This window comes from Proteus genomosp. 4 str. ATCC 51469 (assembly GCF_003144375.1).
In the GTDB taxonomy this organism is placed as follows: Bacteria; Pseudomonadota; Gammaproteobacteria; order Enterobacterales; family Enterobacteriaceae; genus Proteus.
Genome location: NZ_PENV01000004.1, coordinates 1 through 23,011 on the forward strand (window position 1 = coordinate 1; position 23,011 = coordinate 23,011).

Genomic DNA, 23,011 nt, shown 5'->3' on the forward strand with positions numbered 1-23,011 from the left:
TTGATAGAAAACCATTACCTTCGAGATAAAAATTAATCACATTTAGTTTAAAATCAAGAGAATATTTAGCCATAGAAAAACACCCCAAAGTTGGTGTCCAACTTTTGGGGTGCAGTTCACGTGTTATTGGGGTTTTGTTTATCTAGAGAGTTGGAAATGATTATTGCTTAGTGGGGGTAAATAAACTCAAGATAAATAGGCAACTCGCTGCTAAAACAACAGAAGGGCCTGCAGGAGTGTCATAGAAAGCAGAGAAAGTTAAACCGCCAGTAATTGCCAGCATACCAACAGCGATTGCGATCACAGCCATTTGTTCTGGTGAACGAGCAAAACGACGCGCCGTTGCGGCAGGGATAATGAGCAGTGAGGTGATAATTAATGCTCCAACAAACTTCATGGCTAAACCAATGGTTAGTGCGGTGATCATCATTAGTTTTAAGCGTTCTCTCTGAATATTTACGCCATCAACAAAGGCCATATCTTGATTAATAGTCATAGAAAGCAATGGACGCCATGAACGGATAATCACAAATAAAACAATCACAACGCCAATAAAGATACTGATAACGTCTTGATAGTTTACAGAAAGTAAATCACCAAATAGGTAAGCCATTAAATCAACGCGTACATTGGACATTAAACTAACAACCACAAGCCCTAAGGAAAGCGCACTGTGTGCCATGATCCCTAAAAGAGTATCAACAGAAAGTTGCGGTTTTAATTCTAACCATACTAATAAAATAGCTAAAAGAAGTGTGACGGCAATAACGGCATAAAAAGGCTCAATATTAAATAGCAAACCAAAAGCAACACCAAGTAGTGAAGCATGAGCTAAGGTATCACCAAAATAAGACATACGACGCCAAACGACAAAAGAGCCCAGAGGGCCTGCCGCCATTGCTAAGAGCATACCGGCAATCCAACCCGGTAACAGCAACTCAATCATGACGGCACTCCTTACTATGCTGGTGATGATGACGATAAATACCTAGTTGTTCAGCACCACGACTACCAAACATAGCAATAAATTCTGGGTGAGATGAAACAACATCTGGTGTGCCTGAACAGCAAATATGACCATTTAAACAGAGCACTTCATCTGTTTTTGCCATGACTAAATGAAGATCATGAGAAACCATCAAAATAGCGCAACCTAATTCATTACGAAGTTGATTAATTAAATCATAAAGGGCCAGTTGCCCATTAACATCAACACCTTGAGTCGGTTCATCTAGGACTAAAAGTTGAGGTTGATTAAGCAAGGCTCTTGCTAATAACACGCGCTGAGATTCACCACCAGACAGTTTTTGCATGGGTTGATTGATTAATTTAGCCGCATTAACACGCTCAAGGGCAGGGAGAATATCTTTATCTTGTACACCGGGTTTTAGCGTCATAAAGCGCTTAACTGTCAATGGCATTGTAGGGTCAAGATAAAGCTTTTGAGGAACATAACCAATACGTAACGTATTATGGCGTTCTACTTTTCCTGAGGTTGGATTTAATAATCCAAGAACTAAACGGATAACCGTGGATTTACCCGCACCATTAGGGCCAAGTAAAGTAAGAATACGGCCTGCTTTTAAATCAAAAGAGATATCTTTTAAAATTTCTCTTTCACCAAAAGAAACAGAAACCGATTTTAAACAAATCAAGTCAGACATAAAATTAGCACTTGCAGAATCATTGAAACGTTATAATATAACATTTCCAATGATGATTCACGAGAATTCTTCCTATGTTACATAAAAACAACAAATTTGCGCATCGTTTTTTATTGAAATCATTTTTAGCGACAGCGATGATAGGTTCATTCAGCGCTTCTGTTCAGGCCGATGTGGTGACTTCTATACGACCTATCGGGTTTATTGCTGCCGCTATTGCTGACGGAGTGACCCCAACGGAAGTTTTATTACCAGATGGTGCATCTCCACATGATTACGCGTTAAAACCCTCTGATTTGAAAAAAATTACTTCTGCAGACCTAATGGTATGGGTTGGGCCTGATATGGAAGTGTTTTTAGATAGGCCATTAAACAGACTTACAGACAATCATAAGTTGGCTTTAGCGGAAACTGACGAAATAAAGTCGCTTTTATTGAAAGATGATGATGACAATGTGCATAAACATGAGGAAAATCACGAACATCATTCTCACGGTGATTATAATATGCACATCTGGTTATCACCAGAGATTGCGTTGTCGTCTGCAAAACAGATCCATGAAAGGTTAATTGCACTTTATCCAGATAAAAAAGAACTTCTGGACGTAAACCTAGGTAAATTCAGCGAACAACTCAAGCAAACTGATAAGAATCTTGTTAATATTCTGTCGCCTGTTAGAAATAAGGGTTATTTTGTCTTTCATGATGCTTATGGCTACTTCGAAAAACATTATAATTTAAAGCCATTAGGTCATTTTACTATCAACCCTGAAATACAGCCAGGTGCGCAGAAATTACATCAAATACGAACACAGTTGGTTGAGCAAAAAGCAACCTGCATTTTTGCTGAGCCACAATTTAGGCCGACAGTAATAGAAACAGTGGCGAAAGGCACTGGGGTTAAAATGGGTGTATTAGACCCCCTAGGAAGTGGGATTGCTCTAACTCAAGAGAGCTATGTGAAATTCCTTACCCAACTAGCTAACCAATATGCGAGCTGCCTGAATGAAACACAATAAGGAATTAAGAGCGTGCAGCAGAAGAAATCCATTGCACAGGTATATTTAAGTTTACCACTCCCACATAAAATCATGCTTGGTTCGTTAACTGCAGCAACATTGGCTGTCGCGATTTGGCGGCCAGTGGTTCTTCAAAATGAACAAAGCCGAGAAGTCCCTGTCAGTATTCAAATGCCTCTCGCTAATCAAGGCGAAAATACCGATGACATCATCACTGATAGTAGCGATCAACTTACAGACGAAGGCTTAGTTGGTGCAGATGACGGCACAGATACAAGTACAACAGTCGCACAAGTTCCTCATACTTATATTGTGTCTAGTGGGGATTCATTGAGTTCAATACTGACTCAGTTTGGTATTGATTCTGCTGATATCGCGACTATCTCTAATCAAAATAAAGATCTCAGAAATCTTAAGATTGGGCAACCAATTAGCTGGGAACTTGATGATAATGGGTTACTGCAAGAATTAAGCTGGGGTGTTTCTCGTCGTGAAACTCGCGTTTATACCCGTACAGAAACGGGTTTTAAAGAAACAAAAGAGTTTCAAAAAGGGGAATGGAAAAATAGCGTAACGACAGGTGTTATTCGAGGCAGTTTTTCTGTTAGTGCAACAAATGCCGGTTTAACTAACGCTGAAGCTCGTGCTGTTACTAAAGCATTACAGTGGCAAGTAGACTTTAAAAAATTACAAAGTGGTGACCAATTTGCGGCACTGTTTTCTCGTGAAGTGCTTGATGGGCGCACTGAACAAAGTGAGCTAATTGGTGTCCGTTTACGTAGTGCAGGTAAAGATTATTATGCGTTTCTTGCTGAAGATGGCCGTTTTTACGATAGCCAAGCAGGCGGATTAGAACGTGGTTTTATGCGTTTCCCAACGGTCAAGCAATTTAGAGTGTCTTCTCAATTTAATCCTCGTCGTATTAACCCTGTTACAGGACGTTTAGCTGCTCATAAAGGTGTCGATTTTGCTATGCCAGTAGGTACACCAGTATTAGCAACAGGAGATGGCGAAGTGATTGTGGCAAAATATAGCGGTGCTGCAGGTAACTTTATTGCTATTCGCCATGGTAGCCAATACACCACGCGTTATATGCATTTACGTCAATTATTAGTAAAACCTGGCCAACGTGTTAAACGTGGCGATAGAATTGCGTTATCAGGTAATACAGGGCGTTCTACAGGGCCTCATTTACACTATGAACTGTGGATCAACCAACAAGCAGTAAATCCATTAACAGCAACATTACCTCGTGCTGATGGTTTAACAGGCAAAGACAAGCAAGAATATCTAGCGAAAGTCAAAGAGATTAAGCCTCAATTAGTGCTAGCCGATTGACAATAAACACGATTTTAAAGACATAAAAGCGGATGATTGATATCATCCGTTTTTGTTTTAACGTTTTTTACGCCTATTAGGGGTGTCAGTTCAGAGAGTTATCTGATGAATAAAGAAAAAGATACAGATAGCAAAGCGGGTTATGTGCCTACTTTTCACCGTGCATATTTACATCCTCGTCACTGGGGAACTTGGATAGGTGCTGGTGTTTTAAGTGCATTGGCTTATATGCCAGTAAAATGGCGTGATCCATTTCTTGCTTCTATTGGTCGTTTTGTTGGGCGTAAAGCGAAAAGCGCAAGACGTCGTGCAGATATCAATTTGAGATACTGTTTTCCAAAATGGGATAAAACACAACGTGAAACAGTTCTTGATAGTATGTTTGAAACGGCTCCCCAATCCTTTGTGATGCTAGCAGAGCTTTGTTTAAGAGGGCCTGAGCACATATTAAAACGAACAAGCTGGCAAGGCTTAGAGATCATCGAACGTTTTAAAGAGCAAGGCCGTAATGTCATTTTTATGGTGCCACATGGTTGGGCGGTTGATATCCCTGCCATGTTATTAGCCGCCAAAGGTCAGCAAATGGCGGCGATGTTTCATCACCAAAAAGATCCCGTGGCTGATTATTTATGGAATAAAGCACGCCACCATTTTGATGGGCGATTACATTCCCGCGAAGCAGGTATTAAGCCTTTTATTTCTTCTGTGCGGCAAGGTTACTGGGGCTATTATCTACCAGATCAAGATCATGGTGCAGAGCATAGCCAATTTGTGGATTTTTTCGGTACCTATAAGGCGACATTGCCTGCGATTGGGCGATTAATGAAAGTATGCCGAGCAGCTATTGTGCCGTTGTTCCCAGTGTATTGTCATAAAACACATCAGCTTCACATTATTATTCGTGAACCAATGGATGATATTGAAGATAAAGATGATGCGTACATTGCACGCAGAATGAATGAAGAGTTAGAAGCACTAGTGACACCGACACCTGAGCAATATACGTGGATATTAAAATTATTGAAGACACGCAAAGAGGGCGAAATAGAGCCTTACGCTCGTGAAAATATTTTGGACTAGTTCTTGCACGAAAAAGAAGTAAATAAAACGGGCACTTAATTAAGTGCCCGTTTTACTGTTAAGATTTATAGCTTGGTATTATTCAACCGTCAAAATACGGCATGTATTAGTGCTACCGATTGTACCCATAAGGTCACCTTGAGTGACTAACACTAAATCACCAGAAACTAAGAAACCTTTATCACGTAAACGAGCAATTGCTTCGTTAGCTGCAGCAATACCATCAGTATGCGTACTACAATAAACTGGTGTCACACCACGATAAAGTGCCGTTTGGTTTAGTGTTTTCTCATGGCGAGACATTGAGAAAATAGGTAAACCAGTACTGATACGAGACATCATGCGCGCGGTACGACCTGATTCTGTCATCGCAATAATCGCATTAACGCCTTTCATATGGTTAGCAGCATACATGGTGGACATCGCAATGGCTTCTTCCACAGTATCAAACACCATATCTAATCGATGCTTAGAAACATTAGCCGCAGGCATTTTTTCAGCCCCTAAACAGACTTGTGCCATTGAAGCGACGGTTTCTGCTGGGTATTGTCCTGCTGCAGTTTCTGCAGAAAGCATAACAGCATCAGTACCATCTAACACGGCATTAGCAACGTCCATAACTTCTGCTCGTGTTGGCATTGGATTTGTTATCATTGACTCCATCATTTGAGTAGCAGTGATAACAACACGATTAAGCTGACGAGCACGACGAATTAATTTTTTCTGTACACCAACAAGTTCAGGATCGCCAATTTCAACGCCTAAATCACCACGAGCTACCATCACAACATCTGATGCCATAATGATTTCATCGATAATTTCATCATTAGCTACTGCTTCAGCGCGCTCTACTTTAGATACAATTTGGCATTCACAACCTGCATCACGAGCTAAACGCCGAGCGAGGTGAAGATCTTCACCTGTTCTTGGAAATGAAACAGCAAGGTAATCGACACCAATTTTAGCTGCCGTAATAATATCTTGTTTATCTTTTTCTGTTAATGCATCTGCGGAAAGACCGCCACCGAGCTTGTTAATTCCTTTATTATTAGATAAAGGACCACCCACAGTGACTTCAGTAAAGACTTTTAGTCCATCAACTTTGAGAACTTTTAACTGAACGCGACCATCATCGAGCAGTAGAATATCACCAGGAACTACATCGGCAGGTAGGCCTTTATAGTCAATGCCGACTTGATTTTGATTGCCTTCGCCTTTTTCAAGGGCGGCATCAAGCAAGAATTTATCACCGACATTCAGGAAAACTTTTCCGTCTTTAAATGTAGAAACACGGATTTTGGGGCCTTGTAAATCCCCAAGAATAGCAACATGGCGACCAAGTCTTGCTGCAATTTCACGCGTACGATTAGCACGAGCAAGATGATCTTCCGCAGAACCATGAGAGAAATTTAATCGAACAACATTTGCACCAGCAATAATAATTTTTTCTAAGTTATTATCACGATCTGTTGCTGGGCCTAAGGTGGTAACAATTTTTGTTCTTCTGAGCCGTCTGGACATGTATTACTCCGTTGACCTTGAACGAAAGGTGTTGGCTATTGGATAAAACAGAAATTAGACAATATTTTATCCAATATGTTAAGTGAAACGCATCAAGCTAATTGCAACATACACTACTGTTTTCATTATATGCGAGAGTTAGCTCGCAGATATGCTACCAGTTTTCAAAAAGTTATCTAGTCAGGGGCACAATAGGAAGTGTGACAATACTAACAGAATAATTAAAAACGGTTACTTATCAAACCGTGAATCACGTAAAGCTTCTTTGACGCGCTTCAAGTTATCTCTGAATTTTGGTCCTCGACGTAAAATAAATCCTGTCGCGAGAACATCAATAATAGTGAGTTGTGCAAGGCGGGAGATCATTGGCATGTAGATATCAGTATCTTCAGGCACATCAAGTAAAATAGGGAGGGTGGCTTCAGAGGCTAAAAGTGAGCCGGGTGTTGTAATAGCAATTACTGCGGCATCATTTTCACGCGCAATTTTAGCTATTTCCACGAGATTTTTAGTCCGTCCCGTATGGGAGATAACCACGACAACATCACCATCAGTGCTATTGATACAACTCATACGTTGCATAACAACGTCATCAAAGTAAGTGACAGGAATATTAAAACGAGAAAACTTATTCATGGCATCGTGAGCCACAGCGGCTGATGCGCCTAAGCCAAAAAAAGAGATTTTCTTAGCTTGCGTCAAAATATCAACAGCACGATTGATTGCGGCGATATCAATATTATTTTTAACGTTCTCAAGTCCCGCCATGGCGGATTCAAAAATTTTATTGGTATAAGAAGATACTGTATCAGAATCATCAATATTACGATTTACATAAGGTGTGCCATTGGCAATGCTTTGTGCTAATTGTAATTTAAAATCAGGAAATCCCTTGGTTGCCATGCGACGGCAAAAACGATTAACCGTGGGTTCGCTGACATCAGCCGTTTTAGCCATTAAGGCAATACTAGAATGGATAACAGTTTGTGGTGCAGTTAAAACAGCTTCTGCAACTTTTTTTTCTGATTTGCTCAAGATGTCCAGATTAGACTGAACCCTTTCCAATATATTCATTAAATATACAGATCCTTGGCTTTGCCAATTTCAATAAAAGGAGAAATCTATAACGGTTTTATGAAAATATACTACGCAAAGAACAAGGTTTGCAGTGTAAACCATCGGTAAACAGGGCTTTTTTCGTTAAAGTATGACGTGTGTCTAACTTTCAAAGCTGAAAACCAGAAACAAAACTGTTGTAAAGTTACAAGAAAGGATAAAACACTAGACATAAAATGAAGCGTTACAATATATATGGTAAGTTAGAGACTAAAATGTGCGAGCGTATTTACTGAATACACCCAAAAGAGTACATTAATACAAAATTCTGTAACAAAATTACAAAATCTCATCATGAGGAGACGTACTATGGCAGCGATATCGACTGCTCAGGCCTGTGATCTGGTTATCTTCGGTACGAAAGGGGATCTAGCACGCCGTAAGCTTATTCCATCATTATATCAATTGGAAAAAGCAGGATATATTCACCCTGACTCTCGCATTATTGGTGTAGGTCGTGCTGATTGGGATGCTGAGACATATAAAAATGTTGCCCATGAAGCATTAAAAACCTTTTTAAAAGAAGAAATTAATCCTGAAATTTGGCAGCGTTTAAGTGATCGCTTAGATTTTTGTAATCTTGATGTCAATGAAACAGACCATTTCATTGAGCTATCAAAGCACCTCAAACAAGACAAATTACCGGCTATTTATTACTTTGCAATGCCACCAAGTACCTTTAGTGCAATGTGTAAAGGTTTAGGCCATGCAAAACTTAATAAAGAGCCAAACCGTGTTGTGATGGAAAAACCATTGGGCACAGACTTAGCGTCTTCTGTTTCTATTAATGATAGTGTGGCGAAATACTTTAAAGAGAGCCAAATTTATCGTATCGACCACTATTTAGGTAAAGAAACAGTTTTAAATCTATTAGCACTGCGCTTTGCAAACTCATTATTTGTTAACAACTGGGACAATAAAACGATTGATCATGTCCAAATTACTGTTGCAGAAGAAGTGGGTATTGAAGGGCGTTGGGGATATTTCGATCAAGCGGGTCAAATGCGTGATATGGTGCAAAACCATTTATTGCAGATCCTAACGATGATCGCAATGTCACCGCCAGCTGATTTAACTGCTGATAGTATTCGTCAAGAAAAAGTGAAAGTCTTACGTTCATTACGTCGTATTGATAATACTAATATTCGTGAGAAAACGGTTCGTGGGCAATATACGGGTGGTTTTGTACAAGGTAAGAAAGTACCAGGTTATCTTGATGAAGATGGGGCAAATAAAACCAGCCATACAGAAACCTTTGTGGCTATCCGTGCTGATATTGATAACTGGCGCTGGGCAGGGGTTCCGTTCTATCTAAGAACAGGCAAACGTCTACCAAGTAAATGTTCAGAAGTTGTGGTTTATTTTAAAAAACCTGCACTGAATATTTTTAGTGAGACTTATCAAGAGTTACCACAAAACAAACTGACTATTCGTTTACAGCCAGATGAAGGTATTGATATTGAGGTGTTGAATAAGGCTCCGGGTCTTGATCATAAACATCGTTTACAAACTACGAAACTGGACTTGAGCTTTTCTGAAACATTCAATCAAACGCATTTAGCTGATGCTTACGAGCGTTTATTGTTAGAAGCAATGCGTGGTATTCAAGCATTGTTCGTTCGTCGAGACGAAGTAGAAGAAGCATGGAAATGGGTTGATTCAATCATTAACGCATGGGAATGCGATAATGAGCTACCTAAGCCATATCAAGCGGGCACTTGGGGACCAGTGGCATCTGTTGCCATGATCACCCGCGATGGCCGCTCTTGGAATGAAATTGAATAATTGATTTTGATTATCTATTCTAAAGAAAAAACACCCAGTTATGCTGGGTGTTTTTGTATCAGTTAAATACCTTTAAGCATAATTACAGCAATTTAGATGAATAAAACTACTGAAGGATCGTAAAAACACTGATTAACTATGCAATCTGATTTTGGTTAGAAACTAAAACTTAAATAAAACCAATCAATTAACAAAAATATTTTGCAAAAAGGCATTGCTTTAAATAATTCGGCGTGATAGAAATATCATGTAACATTTAACCATCTTATATGAGGGTTCGGAGTATATCGTGCGGATGGTCTGTGCGATGAAAGAATAAATAATCATGACTAGCGCCAAAAGCGTCAAAGTTAAACGTTCTACCTATAAGTTATTCCTTTCTGCTATTTTATCCAGCGAACACTACTGGTGTGGCGCATTATAGAAATCTCTCATCTTAATTCCTGACGCAATCAGGAAATGACGTTGCCTTAACGTTCGGCTTTTATTGCCGCCAGAAAGACTATCTACATATTCTCTATCTTCCTGCGCAAGAAACGTTTCGGCGTATTTCAAATGTGTATGAGAGATGAAAAAATGATTTATTGGATATTTTTAGCATTAGCTATCGTTTGTGAAGTTATTGGTACTTTATCAATGAAGTACGCCAGTGTAAGCGGTGGTTACACCGGTATGATAGTGATGTGGTTAATGATTGCCACTTCCTATATCTTTTTAGCCATAGCCGTTAAGAAAGTGGCATTAGGTGTAGCGTATGCACTATGGGAAGGTATTGGAATTGTCATTATTACGACATTCAGCGTTCTGTGGTTTGGTGAATCGCTGTCACCATTAAAGTTAGGTGGTCTAGCGATGTTAATTGCAGGGATCACGCTTATCAAATCAGGTACTAAAAAATCAACTGTTGCTAAGAAAACAACTGATTCGGTAAAAAGTATCGCGGGTAAAGCCAAGCACGTTGCAAGTGCCGTAAAAGGAGCGAATAAGCCAATTCCTGCCAATATCAAGGAGGCTTAATTATGTTAGCTCAATTTGAATGGTGGCATGGTGCATTCCTAATACTTGCCGTAGTGCTTGAGATTGTTGCGAATATATTCTTAAAAATGTCTAACGGCTTTAGCCGAATGGGATTAGGAATATTATCACTGGTTTGTGTGTTAGGGGCCTTTAGTGCGCTGGCAATGGCAGTGAAAGGGATAGAACTTTCAGTTGCTTATGCACTTTGGGGAGCATTCGGCATTATTGCTACTATCGCTGCCGGTTGGATTTTATTTAATCAGAGACTCAATTATAAAGGATGGGGTGGAATTATATTATTACTGGTTGGTATGGTAATGATTAAATTTGCCTAAATCTACTTAATGCAATGAGTAATGAATAGGTAAGAGCAATAAAATTAATATCACAGTAAAATTAGAAAACAACCAAGGGCTGAGTTTTTCTGAACTCAGCCCTTTATTTTTATACCTAAAATATTATTGTTCTATTTTTTGAGTCAAAATTGTGTTTCTGATATCAGTTAAATAAAGTGAAATTAAATATATTTAATATAAAATATATTTAACTATTTTTACTTTAAAATGTGATTGCTTGAGATTATCGGAAAATGACAATGAAAATGAAATATATCGCTCTATGCTTTCCTTTATTATTAACAGCTTGTGGTGAAAAAACAGAACCTATTGGTTGTTCTTCAGAATTAACACAATCTGCTTTTAAAGATGCTTTAAAAAAAACAACACTAGAAGAAATTTCTCGACAAACAAGTAATTACTCTGATGTCACAAATCAATTAAAACGAGCAACATTAGAAGAGATTAGTTTTAATGTGTCTGAAATAATGACTAAAGCGAACGATCCTAATAGTACGATGAAGTCATGTTCTGCAATGGTGTCAATGACCATACCTGCAAATAATTATGAAATATTACATGATTATTATCGTACTGAATTCAATAGTAACCTTGATAAAACTCTTGAAACTTTATCATTAGAGCAAAACGCGAATACTTTCTCTGCGAGAATAGATTATAGTGCTCAGCCAACTGATGATAATAAAACAGTATTTGTAAATATTGCGCCAAGAAATAGTATTTCGAATGGTGCTGCTTTTGTTTCCACTCTATCTATAATAAAACCGATTAAAGAACAGCAAAGAATATTGCAACAACAGCAACAGCAAGAATTACAAAAGAAACAAGAAGAACTTCGCCAACAGCAAGAATTGAATCGTCAACAACAATTATTAGACCAACAAGCAGAGCAAGAATCACTACGCCAACAGGCGTTAGAGCAACAAGAAGTTCGTCGTCAAAGACAAGCTTTGCAAGAAGCACAAGAAACACCAGAACTTTCACTTTCTCAAGCAAAACAAGATTTTCTTACAGCAGATGCTGAATTAAATAATAGATGGCAAAGTTTAAGTAGTGAACAAAGAAAAGCTTTATTATTAGGTCAGCGTCAGTGGATAAAAAATAAAGATCTTATTTGTGGAAAAGTCACATCCGAAGGTAGTGATGAAAAATTAGCCAAAATATACCGCTGTCATGCCGAGACAATAAAAAATAGGATACCTGAGTTAAAATAACATTATAAAAATAGGTTAAATCAAAGAAAATAAGCACCTATAAAAGTAGGTGCTTATTATAAATATATTTACATTGCCGCAATAATTTTAATTTCGACTTTATACTCAGGATGCATTAATTGTGCTTGCACTGTACAACGTACAGGCGCACTACCTTTAGCAACCCAAGCATCCCATGCTTTATTCATCCCTTCAAAATCGGCTTTATCAGCTAAAAAGATTGTCGCATCAAGAATTTGGGTTTTATCAGAACCTACACGTTGTAATAAGACATCGATTGCCGCTAATGTATCTGCTGTCTGTTCAATAATATCGCCCGATAAATTTTCTGGTACAGCGGTGTAATAAATAGTGTCATTATGAATAACCGCTTCAGACCAGCGATCTTCAGGGTCGATACGTTTAATTGTCATTGAGTTCTCCTTTGTATTAACGGCATAGGTGGTACTTTTGATTATCCACTGGCATAATTTACGTCTTATTTTATAAAAAGAGTATGCCTGTGTCAGACGATTTTGCAGAAAACGGGATTTTAACCCGAACTATTCCTGGATTTCATCCCCGTGAAGCTCAACGACAAATGGCGAAATCAATAACAGATATTATTGATAAGCAGGGTGTACTTATTGCGGAAGCTGGTACGGGAACAGGGAAAACCTATGCATACCTTGTACCTGCTTTGCGTTCAGGTAAAAAAACCATTATTTCAACAGGCTCTAAAGCCTTACAAGATCAACTCTATAGTCGGGATTTACCGACAATCATTGAAGCAATTAATTATGATGGCAACACCGCCTTATTAAAAGGACGTTCAAATTATTTGTGTTTAGAGCGACTCGATCAACAAATGCTCAGTGGTGGTGATCTGGAAGCAGAAGTATTATCTGATGTGATGTATGTACGCCAATGGTCAACACAGACAGAAGATGGTGATGTTAGCCGTTGTCATAGTGTTGCTGAAGATAGCCGAGTTTGGCCTTTAGTTACGAGCACCAACGATAACTGTTTAGGGAGTGATTGTCCTCGCTACAAAGAGTGCTATGTTTTAAGCGCACGTAAAAAAGCAATGGATGCGGATGTTGTGGTAGTAAATCACCATTTATTTATGGCGGATACTGTCGTTAAAGATACGGGGTTTGGTGAGCTAATTCCGGAGGCTGAAATTATGATCTTTGATGAAGCTCATCAAATACCAGATATTGCCAGCCACTATTTTGGTCAACAACTTACCAGTAGACAGCTTTTTGATCTCGCCAGAGATATGACCGTTGCTTATCGCACAGAAGTGAGAGACCAAGTTCAGTTACAAAAAAGTGCCGATCGATTAACGCAAATGGTAATGGATTTTCGCTTAGTATTAGGTGAAACAGGCTATCGAGGGAATTTACGTGAACTGCTACAAGGTGGTGAAACAAAACGTTTTCTAACGTTACTGGATGATGCCTTAGAACTGAGTTATGACGTAATGAAACTCTCGTTAGGGCGCAGCCAATTACTTGATAGTGCTTTTGAACGTGCCACCGTTTACCGCAATCGCTTAAAACGCCTGATTGATACTACAATTCCTGGTTATAGCTATTGGTTTGAAAGTTATGGTCGCCATTTCTTATTAGCTATTACGCCACTTTCTGTTGCGGATAAATTTCGCGAATTAATCAAATCACATAAAAGTAGTTGGGTGTTTACCTCAGCAACTCTTTCTGTAAATGAGCAGATGTCTTATTACACAGATAGATTGGGCTTAGAAAATGCGACAACACTGATTTTAAACAGCCCGTTTGATTATCAACATCAAACATTACTCTGTGTACCGCGCTATTTGCCACCTTTAAATCAGCCTTATACGGCAAAACGTTTAGCCGCCATGCTAACGCCGGTCATATTAAAAAATCAGGGGCGCTGTTTTTTCCTCTGTACTTCACATGCCATGATGCGAGGGCTTGCTGAAGAGTTTAAAGCCAGTTTGCCATTACCTGTATTGATGCAAGGGGAAATGAGTAAAACACAATTACTGCAAAAGTTTGTCTCATCAGGGAATGCACTTTTGGTTGCAACTCAAAGCTTTTGGGAAGGTGTGGATGTTCGAGGAGATACACTTTCTTGTGTGATTATAGATAAATTACCTTTTACTGCACCAGATGATCCTTTATTAAGAGCACGTATTGAAGATTGTGAATTACGAGGTGGTGATGCATTCCGAGATGTGCAAATTCCTGATGCTGTAATTAGTTTAAAGCAAGGTGTTGGACGTTTAATTCGTGATGTACACGATTATGGCGCAATTATAGTGTGTGATGATAGGTTAGTTTCTCGTGCATATGGTGAGGTTTTTTTAAGCAGTTTACCTCCATCGCCACGCACACGCTCGCTTGAGAAAACGATGGAATTTTTGAGTCAACGCGCACAGCATGATGAAATACAAGAAATATCGGGTTCATAATAGCGATCGCACAGAATGTGTGTTTATTCTGCTGAACACTATTATGATATTATTCTTTCTCTTTTAATTATCGAATTTGCCGGAGTTATGGCGTGTCACTGCGAATTTTAGCAATTGATACTGCAACAGAATCCTGTTCAGTTGCAGTTTGGAATGAAGGCGTTGTTGCTTCACGTTTTGAAATCTCACCTCGTGAACATACACAAAAGATTTTACCTATGGTCAAAAGCGCCTTAGAAGAAGCGAACTTAACATTGCAATCATTAGATGTCCTTGCCTTTGGGCGTGGTCCAGGTAGTTTTACTGGGGTTCGTATTGGCGTCGGTGTTGCACAAGGTATCGCATTGGGTGCTGAATTACCCATGATTGGCATATCATCACTTGCCACCATGGCAGAAGGTGTATTCAGAACAACAGGGATCAAGCAGGTTTTGGTTGCAATAGATGCACGTATGGGTGAAATTTATTGTGCTCAATATCAACGTAATGACGAAGGGATTTGGTTAGGCGAAGAAACAGAAGCAGTGATGAAACCTGAACACTTTGTTGAAGCCTTACAATCAACCACGGGTACTTGGGCAATGGCGGGTACGGGTTGGCAAGCCTATTCAGAATTAAAAGAGGGATTACCTTTTACCGTTGTTGAAACAGATATTACATTGCCGGCAGCACAAGATATGCTACCGCTTGCCGTTGTTGCTTGGCATGAAGGAAAAGCCACAAGAGTGGAAGAGGCTGAACCTGTTTATTTACGTAACGAAGTTACGTGGAAAAAACTACCAGGTCGTGAATAGATTATGAGTATCTATTAGAAATTACAGAGTAAAGCTATAATAGTATTATAGAGTGACGTCAATAATGACTTGCAATGAGGTGGTTTATGAAAAGACAATTAAACTACCGTTTGGTAAGCAAAGCGCTATTTTTATCTGGTGCTTTGTTTCTAGCGGGATGTGTCTCAATACCTGAATCAATAAAAGGAACATCAGCAACGCCTGTCACTGATTTAAATGGTATTTTTGTAGCGCCTGAACTTTATGTAGGTCAAGAAGGTCGTTTTGGCGGACGTGTGATTGATGTTAAAAACCTTCAATCATCGACACAGCTAGAAATTGCCGTTATGCCCCTTTCTCAATATGATGCGGCACCTGAATTACAACAACCGTCTATTGGACGTCTCTATGCAAATGTCATGCATTTCTTAGATCCCACAGATTATAAAAACCAATATGTAACGGTAGTTGGAACGATTAAAGGTGTTGAAACAGGGAAAGTCGGAGAAGCAAGCTATCCATTTTTACGTATGGATGTAACAGGAATGAAACGTTGGACTTTGACACAGCAAGTGATTATGCCAGCGCCTGTTATGACATGGGGATATTATGGTGATGGTCCATATTGGGGTTATCATCATGGATATGGTGGTTATGGTGGATATCCATATGGAACTGGTCAGGTCGTACCCATTTTAGAATAAAAACTGGGTTTGTGATTACATGACGATATAATATTTCATCATCCATTTGGATGAAACGGTGTATAATTGATATCTATAATATATTAGGTAACTATCTAATAGCGTTATTAAAGTTGAATAAAAATAAAAGAGAGGGCGGTTTTGACCGCCTTCTTTTTTGTTAATCTAAAAATAAAATATTTAGTGACACACTTCGCATCTTCACAACAGAAAATTGTTTGTGCTGGTAGGATGAGTTAATACTTTGTTAAAAATGAAACATAATATTAACCCAAGAAGTGCGATTAATCAGGAGTACTACTTTGGAAAAAGTCTGGCTTAAACGTTATCCGGCAGATGTCCCGGCTGAAATTGACCCGGACCGTTTCGCATCCCTTGCTGAGATGCTTGAAAACGCTGTCGCAAATTACGCAGATCAACCCGCCTTTATCAATATGGGCGAGGTCATGACTTATCGCAAACTTGAAGAGCGTAGCCGTGCTTTTGCAGCATACCTGCAAAATGGCTTAGGATTGAAAAAAGGTGATCGTGTTGCCTTAATGATGCCTAATTTATTGCAGTATCCTATCGCGCTTTTCGGTATTCTTCGTGCAGGTATGGTTGTCGTAAACGTAAATCCACTTTACACACCAAGAGAACTTGAACATCAATTAAATGATAGTGGTGCAAGTGCCATTGTCATAGTCTCTAACTTTGCACATACACTCGAAAAAATCGTATTTAATACCAGTATTAAACACGTTATTTTAACCCGGATGGGTGATCAGCTATCCCGACCTAAAGCAACATTAGTCGATTTTGTTGTTAAATATATCAAACGATTAGTGCCTAAATATAATTTACCTGATGCCATTTCATTTCGTAGAGCAATGCATTTTGGCTATCGTATGCAATATATTAAACCTGAAATTACAGGAGGAGATTTAGCCTTCTTGCAATATACAGGGGGAACAACAGGTATTGCTAAAGGTGCCATGCTAACGCATCGCAATATGTTGGCAAATCTTGAACAAGCAAAAGCGGCTTATGTACCTGCATTACATATAGGTAAGGAGCTGGTGGTAACGGCATTACCGCTGTATCACGTCTTTGCTTTAACGGTTAACTGTCTGCTATTTATTGAGGTTGGTGGAAAAAACTTACTGATCACTAATCCACGTGACGTGAAAGGTACTATTAAAGAGTTAGGGCGTTACCCTGTCACGGCTATTACAGGTGTAAACACGTTATTTAACGCTTGGTTGCAAAATCCTGAATTTCGTCAACTTGATTTCTCCAAACTAAATCTTTCTGTTGGTGGTGGTATGCCAGTGCAAAGCAGTGTCGCCAAAGAATGGGAAGAGTTAACAGGCAAACATTTATTAGAAGGTTATGGCCTGACAGAATGTTCTCCTCTGGTCACTGGTAATCCTTATAATCTGAAAAAATACAGTGGTAGTATTGGATTACCTGTACCTTCAACTGACGTTAAGTTTATCGATGATGAAGGTAACGAAGTTGACCGCACTGTAGGCGGTGAAATGTGGGTTCGTGGGCCTCAGGTCATGAAAGGATATTGGAACCGCCCTGATGCCACTGACGAGGTTTTACACGATGGTTGGGTTGCAACGGGTGATATCGCAACAATGGATGACGAAGGTTTTATTCGCATTATTGACCGCAAAAAAGATATGATCTTAGTCTCAGGATTCAACGTTTATCCCAATGAAGTTGAAGAAGTGGTTACGGCTCACCCTAAAGTATTAGAATCAGCGGCAATTGGTGTACCGAGTAAAAGTTCAGGTGAGACAGTTAAGATTTTTATTGTGAAAAAAGACCCTACATTGACGGAAGATGAGGTAAAAACACACTGTCGTCGCTATTTAACTGGTTATAAAGTACCTAAAATTATTGAGTTTCGTGATGAATTACCAAAATCTAATGTCGGTAAAATTTTACGCAGAGAGTTAAGAAATGAAGAAAAACAGTTGAAAACCTCAACTGAATCTTGATACAACACTCAATAACCTTTTTCAATTTCGCCGGTTTATACCGGCGTTTTTGTCATTACATAAAAAGTCATTAGACATAAAAACAAGAGAAACCTGTTTTGAATTATCAATTGATTACGACAGACACTGCATTAGAAACCGCTTGTAAAGCTGCATCACAAGCTTCACAAATCGCATTAGATACAGAGTTTGTCCGCATACGTACCTACTACCCACATCTTGGTTTGATCCAGATGTATGATGGTAAACAGATCTCTCTTATTGATCCCCTAGCAATAACAAATTGGGCTCCCTTTGTTGAATTATTAACTGATCCAAACATCATGAAATATCTCCATGCGGGGAGCGAAGATCTTGAAGTATTTTCCCACCAATTTGGTTGTGTTCCCACACCAATGATTGATACTCAAGTAGTTGCTGCCTTTTTGGGCTATCCGATTTCTTGTGGATTTGCAACGTTAGTTGAGAAATATGAAGATATCGCGTTAGATAAAAGTGAATCGCGCACTGACTGGTTAGCTCGTCCTTTAACGGAAAAACAGTGCCAATATGCCAGTGGTGATGTTTTCTATTTACTCCCTCTCGCTAAAAAGCTTATTGCAGAAGCACAAGACGCTGGTTATATGGACGCGATAACTGATGAATGTGAAATGATAGCAGAACGCCGTCAAGAAACTGTAGTACCTGAGCTTGCCTACCGTGATATTAGCAATGCATGGCAATTAAAAGGCCAACAGTTAGCCTGTTTACAAATGCTTGCTCAATGGCGCTTAAATCAAGCTAAAGCTCGTGATATGGCATTAAACTTCGTTGTGAGAGAAGAGCATTTATGGTCTGTTGCTCGTTATCTTCCTTCTTCTTTAGCAGAATTAGATGCATTGTCACTCTCTGGACAAGAGATCCGCTGCCATGGTCGTCGCTTATTAGATTTTGTTGCGAAGGCGAAAGAAATTAAAGATGAAGATTGCCCTGAACCTATTAGCAATATTATTGAACAGCCAAACTATAAAAAAGCATTTAAAGCTATTAAGGCGGTTATTCAAGAAATTAGTGAAGGGGAACGATATAACCCCGAACTATTGGCATCAAGAAGACAGATTAACCAATTATTGAGTATTCATTGGAAAATAAAAGAAGGGAAACCGGAACTTATTTCACGCTGGCGTAAAGCATTACTAGAAGAGAAAGTATCTGAAATTCTGGCGCAATATCCTTAATTTTATTGAGCATTTATTTTCTATCTGATATGAAACAGATATGTGTAGCACAGTAAATAGATGCAATAGTCAAAGTAAACAGTAAATAATAATGGGAGTCTCTTTAGAGACTCTTATTTTTTATGCACAAAAAACGCCTATAAGAATAGGTGAGAGTAACGAATGCATTAAATAGAGAAACAGTAAAAGTAAATGTTATTGCGGAATAAAATGGCTCCTGTGACTTATCACCAATGATTAAAATAGCAACGAGATATAGCGCTATTTGCGCATTCAGGTGAATTCAATTTGTATATAATTAAACACAGAGCCAATCAAATTAATTATAGTTCATGGTTGGCTCTGTGAGTAATGGCTTATATAAAGCGTAAAATATGATTTACTTTGTTGGTTCTTCGCTTTCAGGTAAGGTCACATTTAGCTCTAATACAGAGATATCATCACCTTTTTGTTCAAATTGAACAGAAAGCATCTCTGGATCTATCTGCACATACTTACAGATAACACCTAATAAATCTCTTTTCATATCAGGTAAATAAGCTGGCTCGCTATCACCACGGCGGCGTTCAGCGACGATAATTTGCAAACGCTCCTTGGCAATATTAGCTGTCGACTTTTTACGCGACAGGAAAAAATCTAGTAAAGCCATCTTTTACCCCCCAAAAAGGCGTTTCAGAAAGCCTTTTTTCTCTTCTTCAATAAAACGGAATGGATGTTCTTCACCTAACAAACGATTTACTGTATCTGAATAAGCTTTACCTGCATCAGACTCGCTATCTAAAATAACTGGTTCACCTTGGTTAGATGAACGTAAAACAGATTGATCTTCGGGAATAACACCCAAAAGTGGAATGCATAGAATTTCAAGAACATCTTCCATACTTAACATGTCACCACGGTTAACGCGGCCAGGATTATAACGAGTTAATAGCAGATGTTCTTTAATTGGATCTTCACCACGTTCAGCACGACGTGATTTAGAGGCAAGAATGCCTAAAATACGGTCGGAGTCACGTACAGATGATACTTCAGGGTTTGTTGTGATAATAGCTTCATCTGCGAAATAAAGGGCCATTAATGCGCCACTTTCAATACCCGCAGGAGAGTCACAAATAATAAAGTCAAAACCCATTTCATCGAGTTCATCTAATACTTGTTCTACACCATCACGGGTGAGAGCGTCTTTATCTCTTGTTTGTGATGCAGGGAGAATAAACAAATTTTCTGTACGCTTATCTTTAATCAATGCTTGATTTAAAGATGCATCGCCCTGAATAACATTAACAAAATCATAAACAACCCTACGTTCACAACCCATGATAAGGTCTAAATTACGTAACCCAATATCAAAGTCGATAACAACCGTCTTATGACCTTTTTGAGCGAGGCCGGTAGAAATGGCCGCGCTGGAAGTTGTTTTACCAACCCCACCTTTACCTGACGTAACAACAATAATGCGTGCCATGGAGTGATTCCTTGTCGATGCTCTAAATTAAGTTCTCGATTGTTAATTCATTCTCTTGCAGACTCAGTTGTACTGACTTACCAACAAAGTCCGTAGGAATTTGGTCGCTTAGCCAATATTGACCAGCAATAGAAACAAGTTCAGCAGACAGATGTGTACAAAAAATATGGCTCTCTTGATCACCCGATGCTCCGGCCAGTACACGTCCACGCAATATGCCGTAAACATGAACATTACCATCAGCAATTAATTCAGCGCCTGCACTCACATTACTAATAACCACTAAATCGCTATTTTGAGCATAAATGCGCTGTCCTGAACGTACAGGAGTATGGATGATTTTTGTTTTTTGACGCACAACTGAAGGTGCTTCATTCGTTTTATCGTTATTTGCCTGAGTTGTTGGCTTAGCTATTTTACCCTCATTTAAGATAGGTAACTGTGCGGCAATTATCGCTTCTTTCTGTTGAGCGTCTGAACTACCACTAATTCCCACGACACGTAAGCCAGCATCTTCTACAATTCGCCTCAGTTTTTTAAAATCAATATTGTCACCTGCTAATGCAGAGACATTGATAACCACAGGCGCGTTTTTCAGAAATTGAGGCGCTTGTGCAATTTTTTCTGAAATTGCCTGACGAATAACTTTCGGTGTTCCATCATTTAAATGAAGTACCGAAAGGGTAAAATTACTGCCTTTTAACTCAATGGGCGTGTTTGACATCTATCTGACTCAGTAAATTTTTTATAATCTGGCACAAAAAACCAGAGACGATATTACGAAAGTATATAAGCATGTTATATTTACTAAAATATTCAGGCAAGTCGCTTATTTTAATAATTAGAGTTTAATGAAAATGATTTGTGCAATTTACCGTAGTACCAAACGTGATCAAACTTATTTATACATCGAAAAAAAGGATGATTTTTCTCGAATTCCGGACGAATTATTACAAAGTTTTGGTGAACCTCAATTTGCAATGTTGCTCAATCTCGCGGATAGACAGCGTTTAGCGCATGCTGACATTGAAAAAGTTAAAAAAGCATTAGTTGAGCAGGGTTTTTACTTACAAGTTCCACCACCTGTCGAAAGTATGTTAAATGCTTATTTAGATGAATTAAAAAAATCAGAAAAAACTGAATAAATCATCGAGATAAAAGGAGCATAAATGTTCAAATATTCGTTCATCGCTGTGATTGTTTCTGGTTTAATGCTATCAGCGTGTACTAATAGCCAACAAAAATTGGCGGAAAGACAAATTATCGCGCCAGAGGCAACGGCAGTTGAAACACAAAAAACACCTCGATGGAAACAAGTGGATATTGCATCATTAGAGCAGGCTTTTCCTAAAGATGCTCGCACAGCTGTACAATTTCCTGCTTATGTTGAAGCACTGAAATTGAAAGCGGCTCAATTGGGATATAAACAAGAAACAATAGATTTTGCTTTTTCAGAAGCACATTTTATTGAACGAGTGATTAAATCGGATCGAAATCAACCAGAAAAGAAAATTACACTCGATGTTTATTTACCACGCATTGTTACCAATGGTCGTTTAAACCAAGGGGCTAAACTTTACCAAGAGAATCAAGATACCCTAGAACAAATCAGCAAAAAATATGGTGTGCCTGCAAACTATATTGTTGCGTTATGGGGACTTGAAAGTGGGTTTGGTAAGGTACAAGGCAAAGAAGATGTCGTTTCTGCACTGGCTACACTAGCGTTTGAAGGTCGTCGAGAAGAGCTATTTGCACGCCAACTTATGGCAGCACTTGAAATTATCGAGGAAGGGCACTTACCTCAAGGACAGCGCCTCAAAGGTTCCTGGGCGGGAGCAATGGGACAAACTCAGTTTATGCCATCTTCTTTCCTTACTTATGCTGCAGATGGCAATGGTGACGGAAAAATCGATATTTGGAATACGCGTGAAGATGCATTTGCTTCGGCTGCTAATTATTTAGCGACTGAAGGCTGGAAAAGTGGACTTCCTTGGGGGGAACAGGTTACTTTATCAGTAGATTTTAACCAGCAACTTGAAGGCATTAAGGCCGAGCAACAAAAAACAGTCGCCCAATGGAAAGCATTAGGCGTTCAATTGCCTGCTAATAGCCAATTAAGTGACGATATGCAGGTATGGTTAATAATTCCAGATGATGATTTACACAGAAGTTATTTAGTGACACAAAACTTCCGCACAATTATGCATTGGAATAGTTCTTACTTCTTTGCCCTCAGCATTGTCACAATGGCTGATGGCGTTGCTAATAAAATAAACTCACTGCCTAACGCTGGTTAGCCATATTTGCAGTG

General features: G+C 39.0%; 22 protein-coding genes. 14 read left to right on the plus strand and 8 right to left on the minus strand.

All coding sequences use genetic code 11. The features are described from left to right. Positions 1-160 precede the first annotated feature (160 nt). Together znuB and znuC are read right to left on the minus strand one after the other, a co-directional pair. On the minus strand, positions 161-946 hold the full coding sequence (znuB, locus tag DK866_RS05755; RefSeq protein WP_109408091.1) for a zinc ABC transporter permease subunit ZnuB: 786 nt from the start codon (positions 944-946) through the stop codon (positions 161-163). After that, a complete protein-coding gene (gene znuC / locus DK866_RS05760; RefSeq protein WP_109408092.1) occupies positions 939-1,664 on the minus strand; it encodes a zinc ABC transporter ATP-binding protein ZnuC in 726 nt (241 codons plus the stop codon). The genes znuB and znuC overlap by 8 nt, the downstream gene beginning before the upstream one ends. A 74-nt stretch (positions 1,665-1,738) precedes the next feature. On the opposite strand from znuC, the gene znuA reads away from it, so the two are divergent. From znuA to lpxM, 3 genes are all read left to right on the plus strand, one after another. Beyond that, positions 1,739-2,683, plus strand: coding sequence for a zinc ABC transporter substrate-binding protein ZnuA (gene znuA / locus DK866_RS05765; RefSeq protein WP_109408093.1), 945 nt, complete (start codon positions 1,739-1,741; stop codon positions 2,681-2,683). A 12-nt stretch (positions 2,684-2,695) separates the two neighbouring features. Continuing rightward, positions 2,696-4,021, plus strand: a complete 1,326-nt coding sequence (mepM, locus tag DK866_RS05770) for a murein DD-endopeptidase MepM (protein ID WP_109408094.1) — start codon at positions 2,696-2,698, stop codon at positions 4,019-4,021. A 105-nt stretch (positions 4,022-4,126) separates the two neighbouring features. Continuing rightward, positions 4,127-5,101 (plus strand): lauroyl-Kdo(2)-lipid IV(A) myristoyltransferase, encoded by a 975-nt coding sequence (lpxM, locus tag DK866_RS05775; protein ID WP_109408095.1) that lies wholly within the window; start codon positions 4,127-4,129, stop codon positions 5,099-5,101. Between the two features lie 78 nt (positions 5,102-5,179). Here lpxM and pyk read toward each other — a convergent pair whose 3' ends face one another. Further along, a complete protein-coding gene (pyk, locus tag DK866_RS05780) occupies positions 5,180-6,622 on the minus strand; it encodes a pyruvate kinase (protein WP_109408096.1) in 1,443 nt (480 codons plus the stop codon). Between the two features lie 231 nt (positions 6,623-6,853). Continuing rightward, positions 6,854-7,696, minus strand: coding sequence for a MurR/RpiR family transcriptional regulator (locus tag DK866_RS05785; RefSeq protein ID WP_109408097.1), 843 nt, complete (start codon positions 7,694-7,696; stop codon positions 6,854-6,856). 351 nt (positions 7,697-8,047) lie between these two features. Between DK866_RS05785 and zwf the strand changes: the two genes are divergently transcribed. The 4 genes from zwf (at position 8,048) to DK866_RS05805 (ending at position 12,110) form a co-directional block, all read left to right on the plus strand. Next, positions 8,048-9,523: a glucose-6-phosphate dehydrogenase gene (gene zwf / locus DK866_RS05790; RefSeq protein ID WP_109408098.1), complete on the plus strand. Its 1,476-nt coding sequence runs from the start codon at positions 8,048-8,050 to the stop codon at positions 9,521-9,523. A gap of 576 nt (positions 9,524-10,099) precedes the next feature. Next, positions 10,100-10,540, plus strand: coding sequence for a multidrug/spermidine efflux SMR transporter subunit MdtJ (gene mdtJ, locus DK866_RS05795; RefSeq protein ID WP_072064011.1), 441 nt, complete (start codon positions 10,100-10,102; stop codon positions 10,538-10,540). Between the two features lie 2 nt (positions 10,541-10,542). After that, positions 10,543-10,875 (plus strand): multidrug/spermidine efflux SMR transporter subunit MdtI, encoded by a 333-nt coding sequence (gene mdtI, locus DK866_RS05800; RefSeq protein WP_006536614.1) that lies wholly within the window; start codon positions 10,543-10,545, stop codon positions 10,873-10,875. Positions 10,876-11,135: 260 nt separating this feature from the next. Then, positions 11,136-12,110 carry a lysozyme inhibitor LprI family protein gene (locus DK866_RS05805; RefSeq protein WP_109408099.1) on the plus strand — a complete coding sequence of 325 codons (975 nt, stop codon included), beginning with the start codon at positions 11,136-11,138 and terminating at the stop codon, positions 12,108-12,110. Between the two features lie 68 nt (positions 12,111-12,178). Here the strand turns inward: DK866_RS05805 and DK866_RS05810 are convergent, their stop codons facing one another. Continuing rightward, entirely contained in the window at positions 12,179-12,523 is a 345-nt protein-coding gene (locus DK866_RS05810; RefSeq protein WP_072068200.1) for a RidA family protein, read from the minus strand. Positions 12,524-12,606: 83 nt separating this feature from the next. Between DK866_RS05810 and DK866_RS05815 the strand changes: the two genes are divergently transcribed. From DK866_RS05815 to rnd, 5 genes are all read left to right on the plus strand, one after another. Next, positions 12,607-14,550: an ATP-dependent DNA helicase gene (locus DK866_RS05815; protein ID WP_109408100.1), complete on the plus strand. Its 1,944-nt coding sequence runs from the start codon at positions 12,607-12,609 to the stop codon at positions 14,548-14,550. 92 nt (positions 14,551-14,642) lie between these two features. Continuing rightward, on the plus strand, positions 14,643-15,344 hold the full coding sequence (tsaB, locus tag DK866_RS05820; RefSeq protein ID WP_109408101.1) for a tRNA (adenosine(37)-N6)-threonylcarbamoyltransferase complex dimerization subunit type 1 TsaB: 702 nt from the start codon (positions 14,643-14,645) through the stop codon (positions 15,342-15,344). Between the two features lie 86 nt (positions 15,345-15,430). After that, a complete protein-coding gene (locus tag DK866_RS05825; protein ID WP_109408102.1) occupies positions 15,431-16,027 on the plus strand; it encodes a Slp family lipoprotein in 597 nt (198 codons plus the stop codon). Positions 16,028-16,329: 302 nt separating this feature from the next. Continuing rightward, complete coding sequence (gene fadD, locus DK866_RS05830) at positions 16,330-18,018, plus strand: long-chain-fatty-acid--CoA ligase FadD (protein ID WP_109408103.1); 1,689 nt, start codon at positions 16,330-16,332, stop codon at positions 18,016-18,018. 98 nt (positions 18,019-18,116) lie between these two features. Continuing rightward, on the plus strand, positions 18,117-19,235 hold the full coding sequence (gene rnd / locus DK866_RS05835) for a ribonuclease D (RefSeq protein ID WP_109408104.1): 1,119 nt from the start codon (positions 18,117-18,119) through the stop codon (positions 19,233-19,235). A 379-nt stretch (positions 19,236-19,614) separates the two neighbouring features. On the opposite strand, the gene minE is transcribed toward rnd, so the two are convergent. Genes minE through minC form a run of 3 tightly spaced genes read right to left on the minus strand, consistent with a single transcriptional unit; the run spans position 19,615 to position 21,424 of the window. Then, positions 19,615-19,884, minus strand: coding sequence for a cell division topological specificity factor MinE (minE, locus tag DK866_RS05840; RefSeq protein ID WP_023582089.1), 270 nt, complete (start codon positions 19,882-19,884; stop codon positions 19,615-19,617). Between the two features lie 3 nt (positions 19,885-19,887). Further along, on the minus strand, positions 19,888-20,700 hold the full coding sequence (gene minD, locus DK866_RS05845; RefSeq protein WP_109408105.1) for a septum site-determining protein MinD: 813 nt from the start codon (positions 20,698-20,700) through the stop codon (positions 19,888-19,890). A gap of 22 nt (positions 20,701-20,722) precedes the next feature. Next, complete coding sequence (gene minC, locus DK866_RS05850; RefSeq protein WP_109408106.1) at positions 20,723-21,424, minus strand: septum site-determining protein MinC; 702 nt, start codon at positions 21,422-21,424, stop codon at positions 20,723-20,725. A gap of 133 nt (positions 21,425-21,557) precedes the next feature. On the opposite strand from minC, the gene DK866_RS05855 reads away from it, so the two are divergent. Both DK866_RS05855 and DK866_RS05860 read left to right on the plus strand, forming a co-directional pair. Continuing rightward, positions 21,558-21,845, plus strand: coding sequence for a YcgL domain-containing protein (locus tag DK866_RS05855; RefSeq protein ID WP_109408311.1), 288 nt, complete (start codon positions 21,558-21,560; stop codon positions 21,843-21,845). A 24-nt stretch (positions 21,846-21,869) separates the two neighbouring features. Beyond that, positions 21,870-22,997: a lytic murein transglycosylase gene (locus tag DK866_RS05860; RefSeq protein ID WP_109408107.1), complete on the plus strand. Its 1,128-nt coding sequence runs from the start codon at positions 21,870-21,872 to the stop codon at positions 22,995-22,997. Positions 22,998-23,011: the final 14 nt, after the last annotated feature.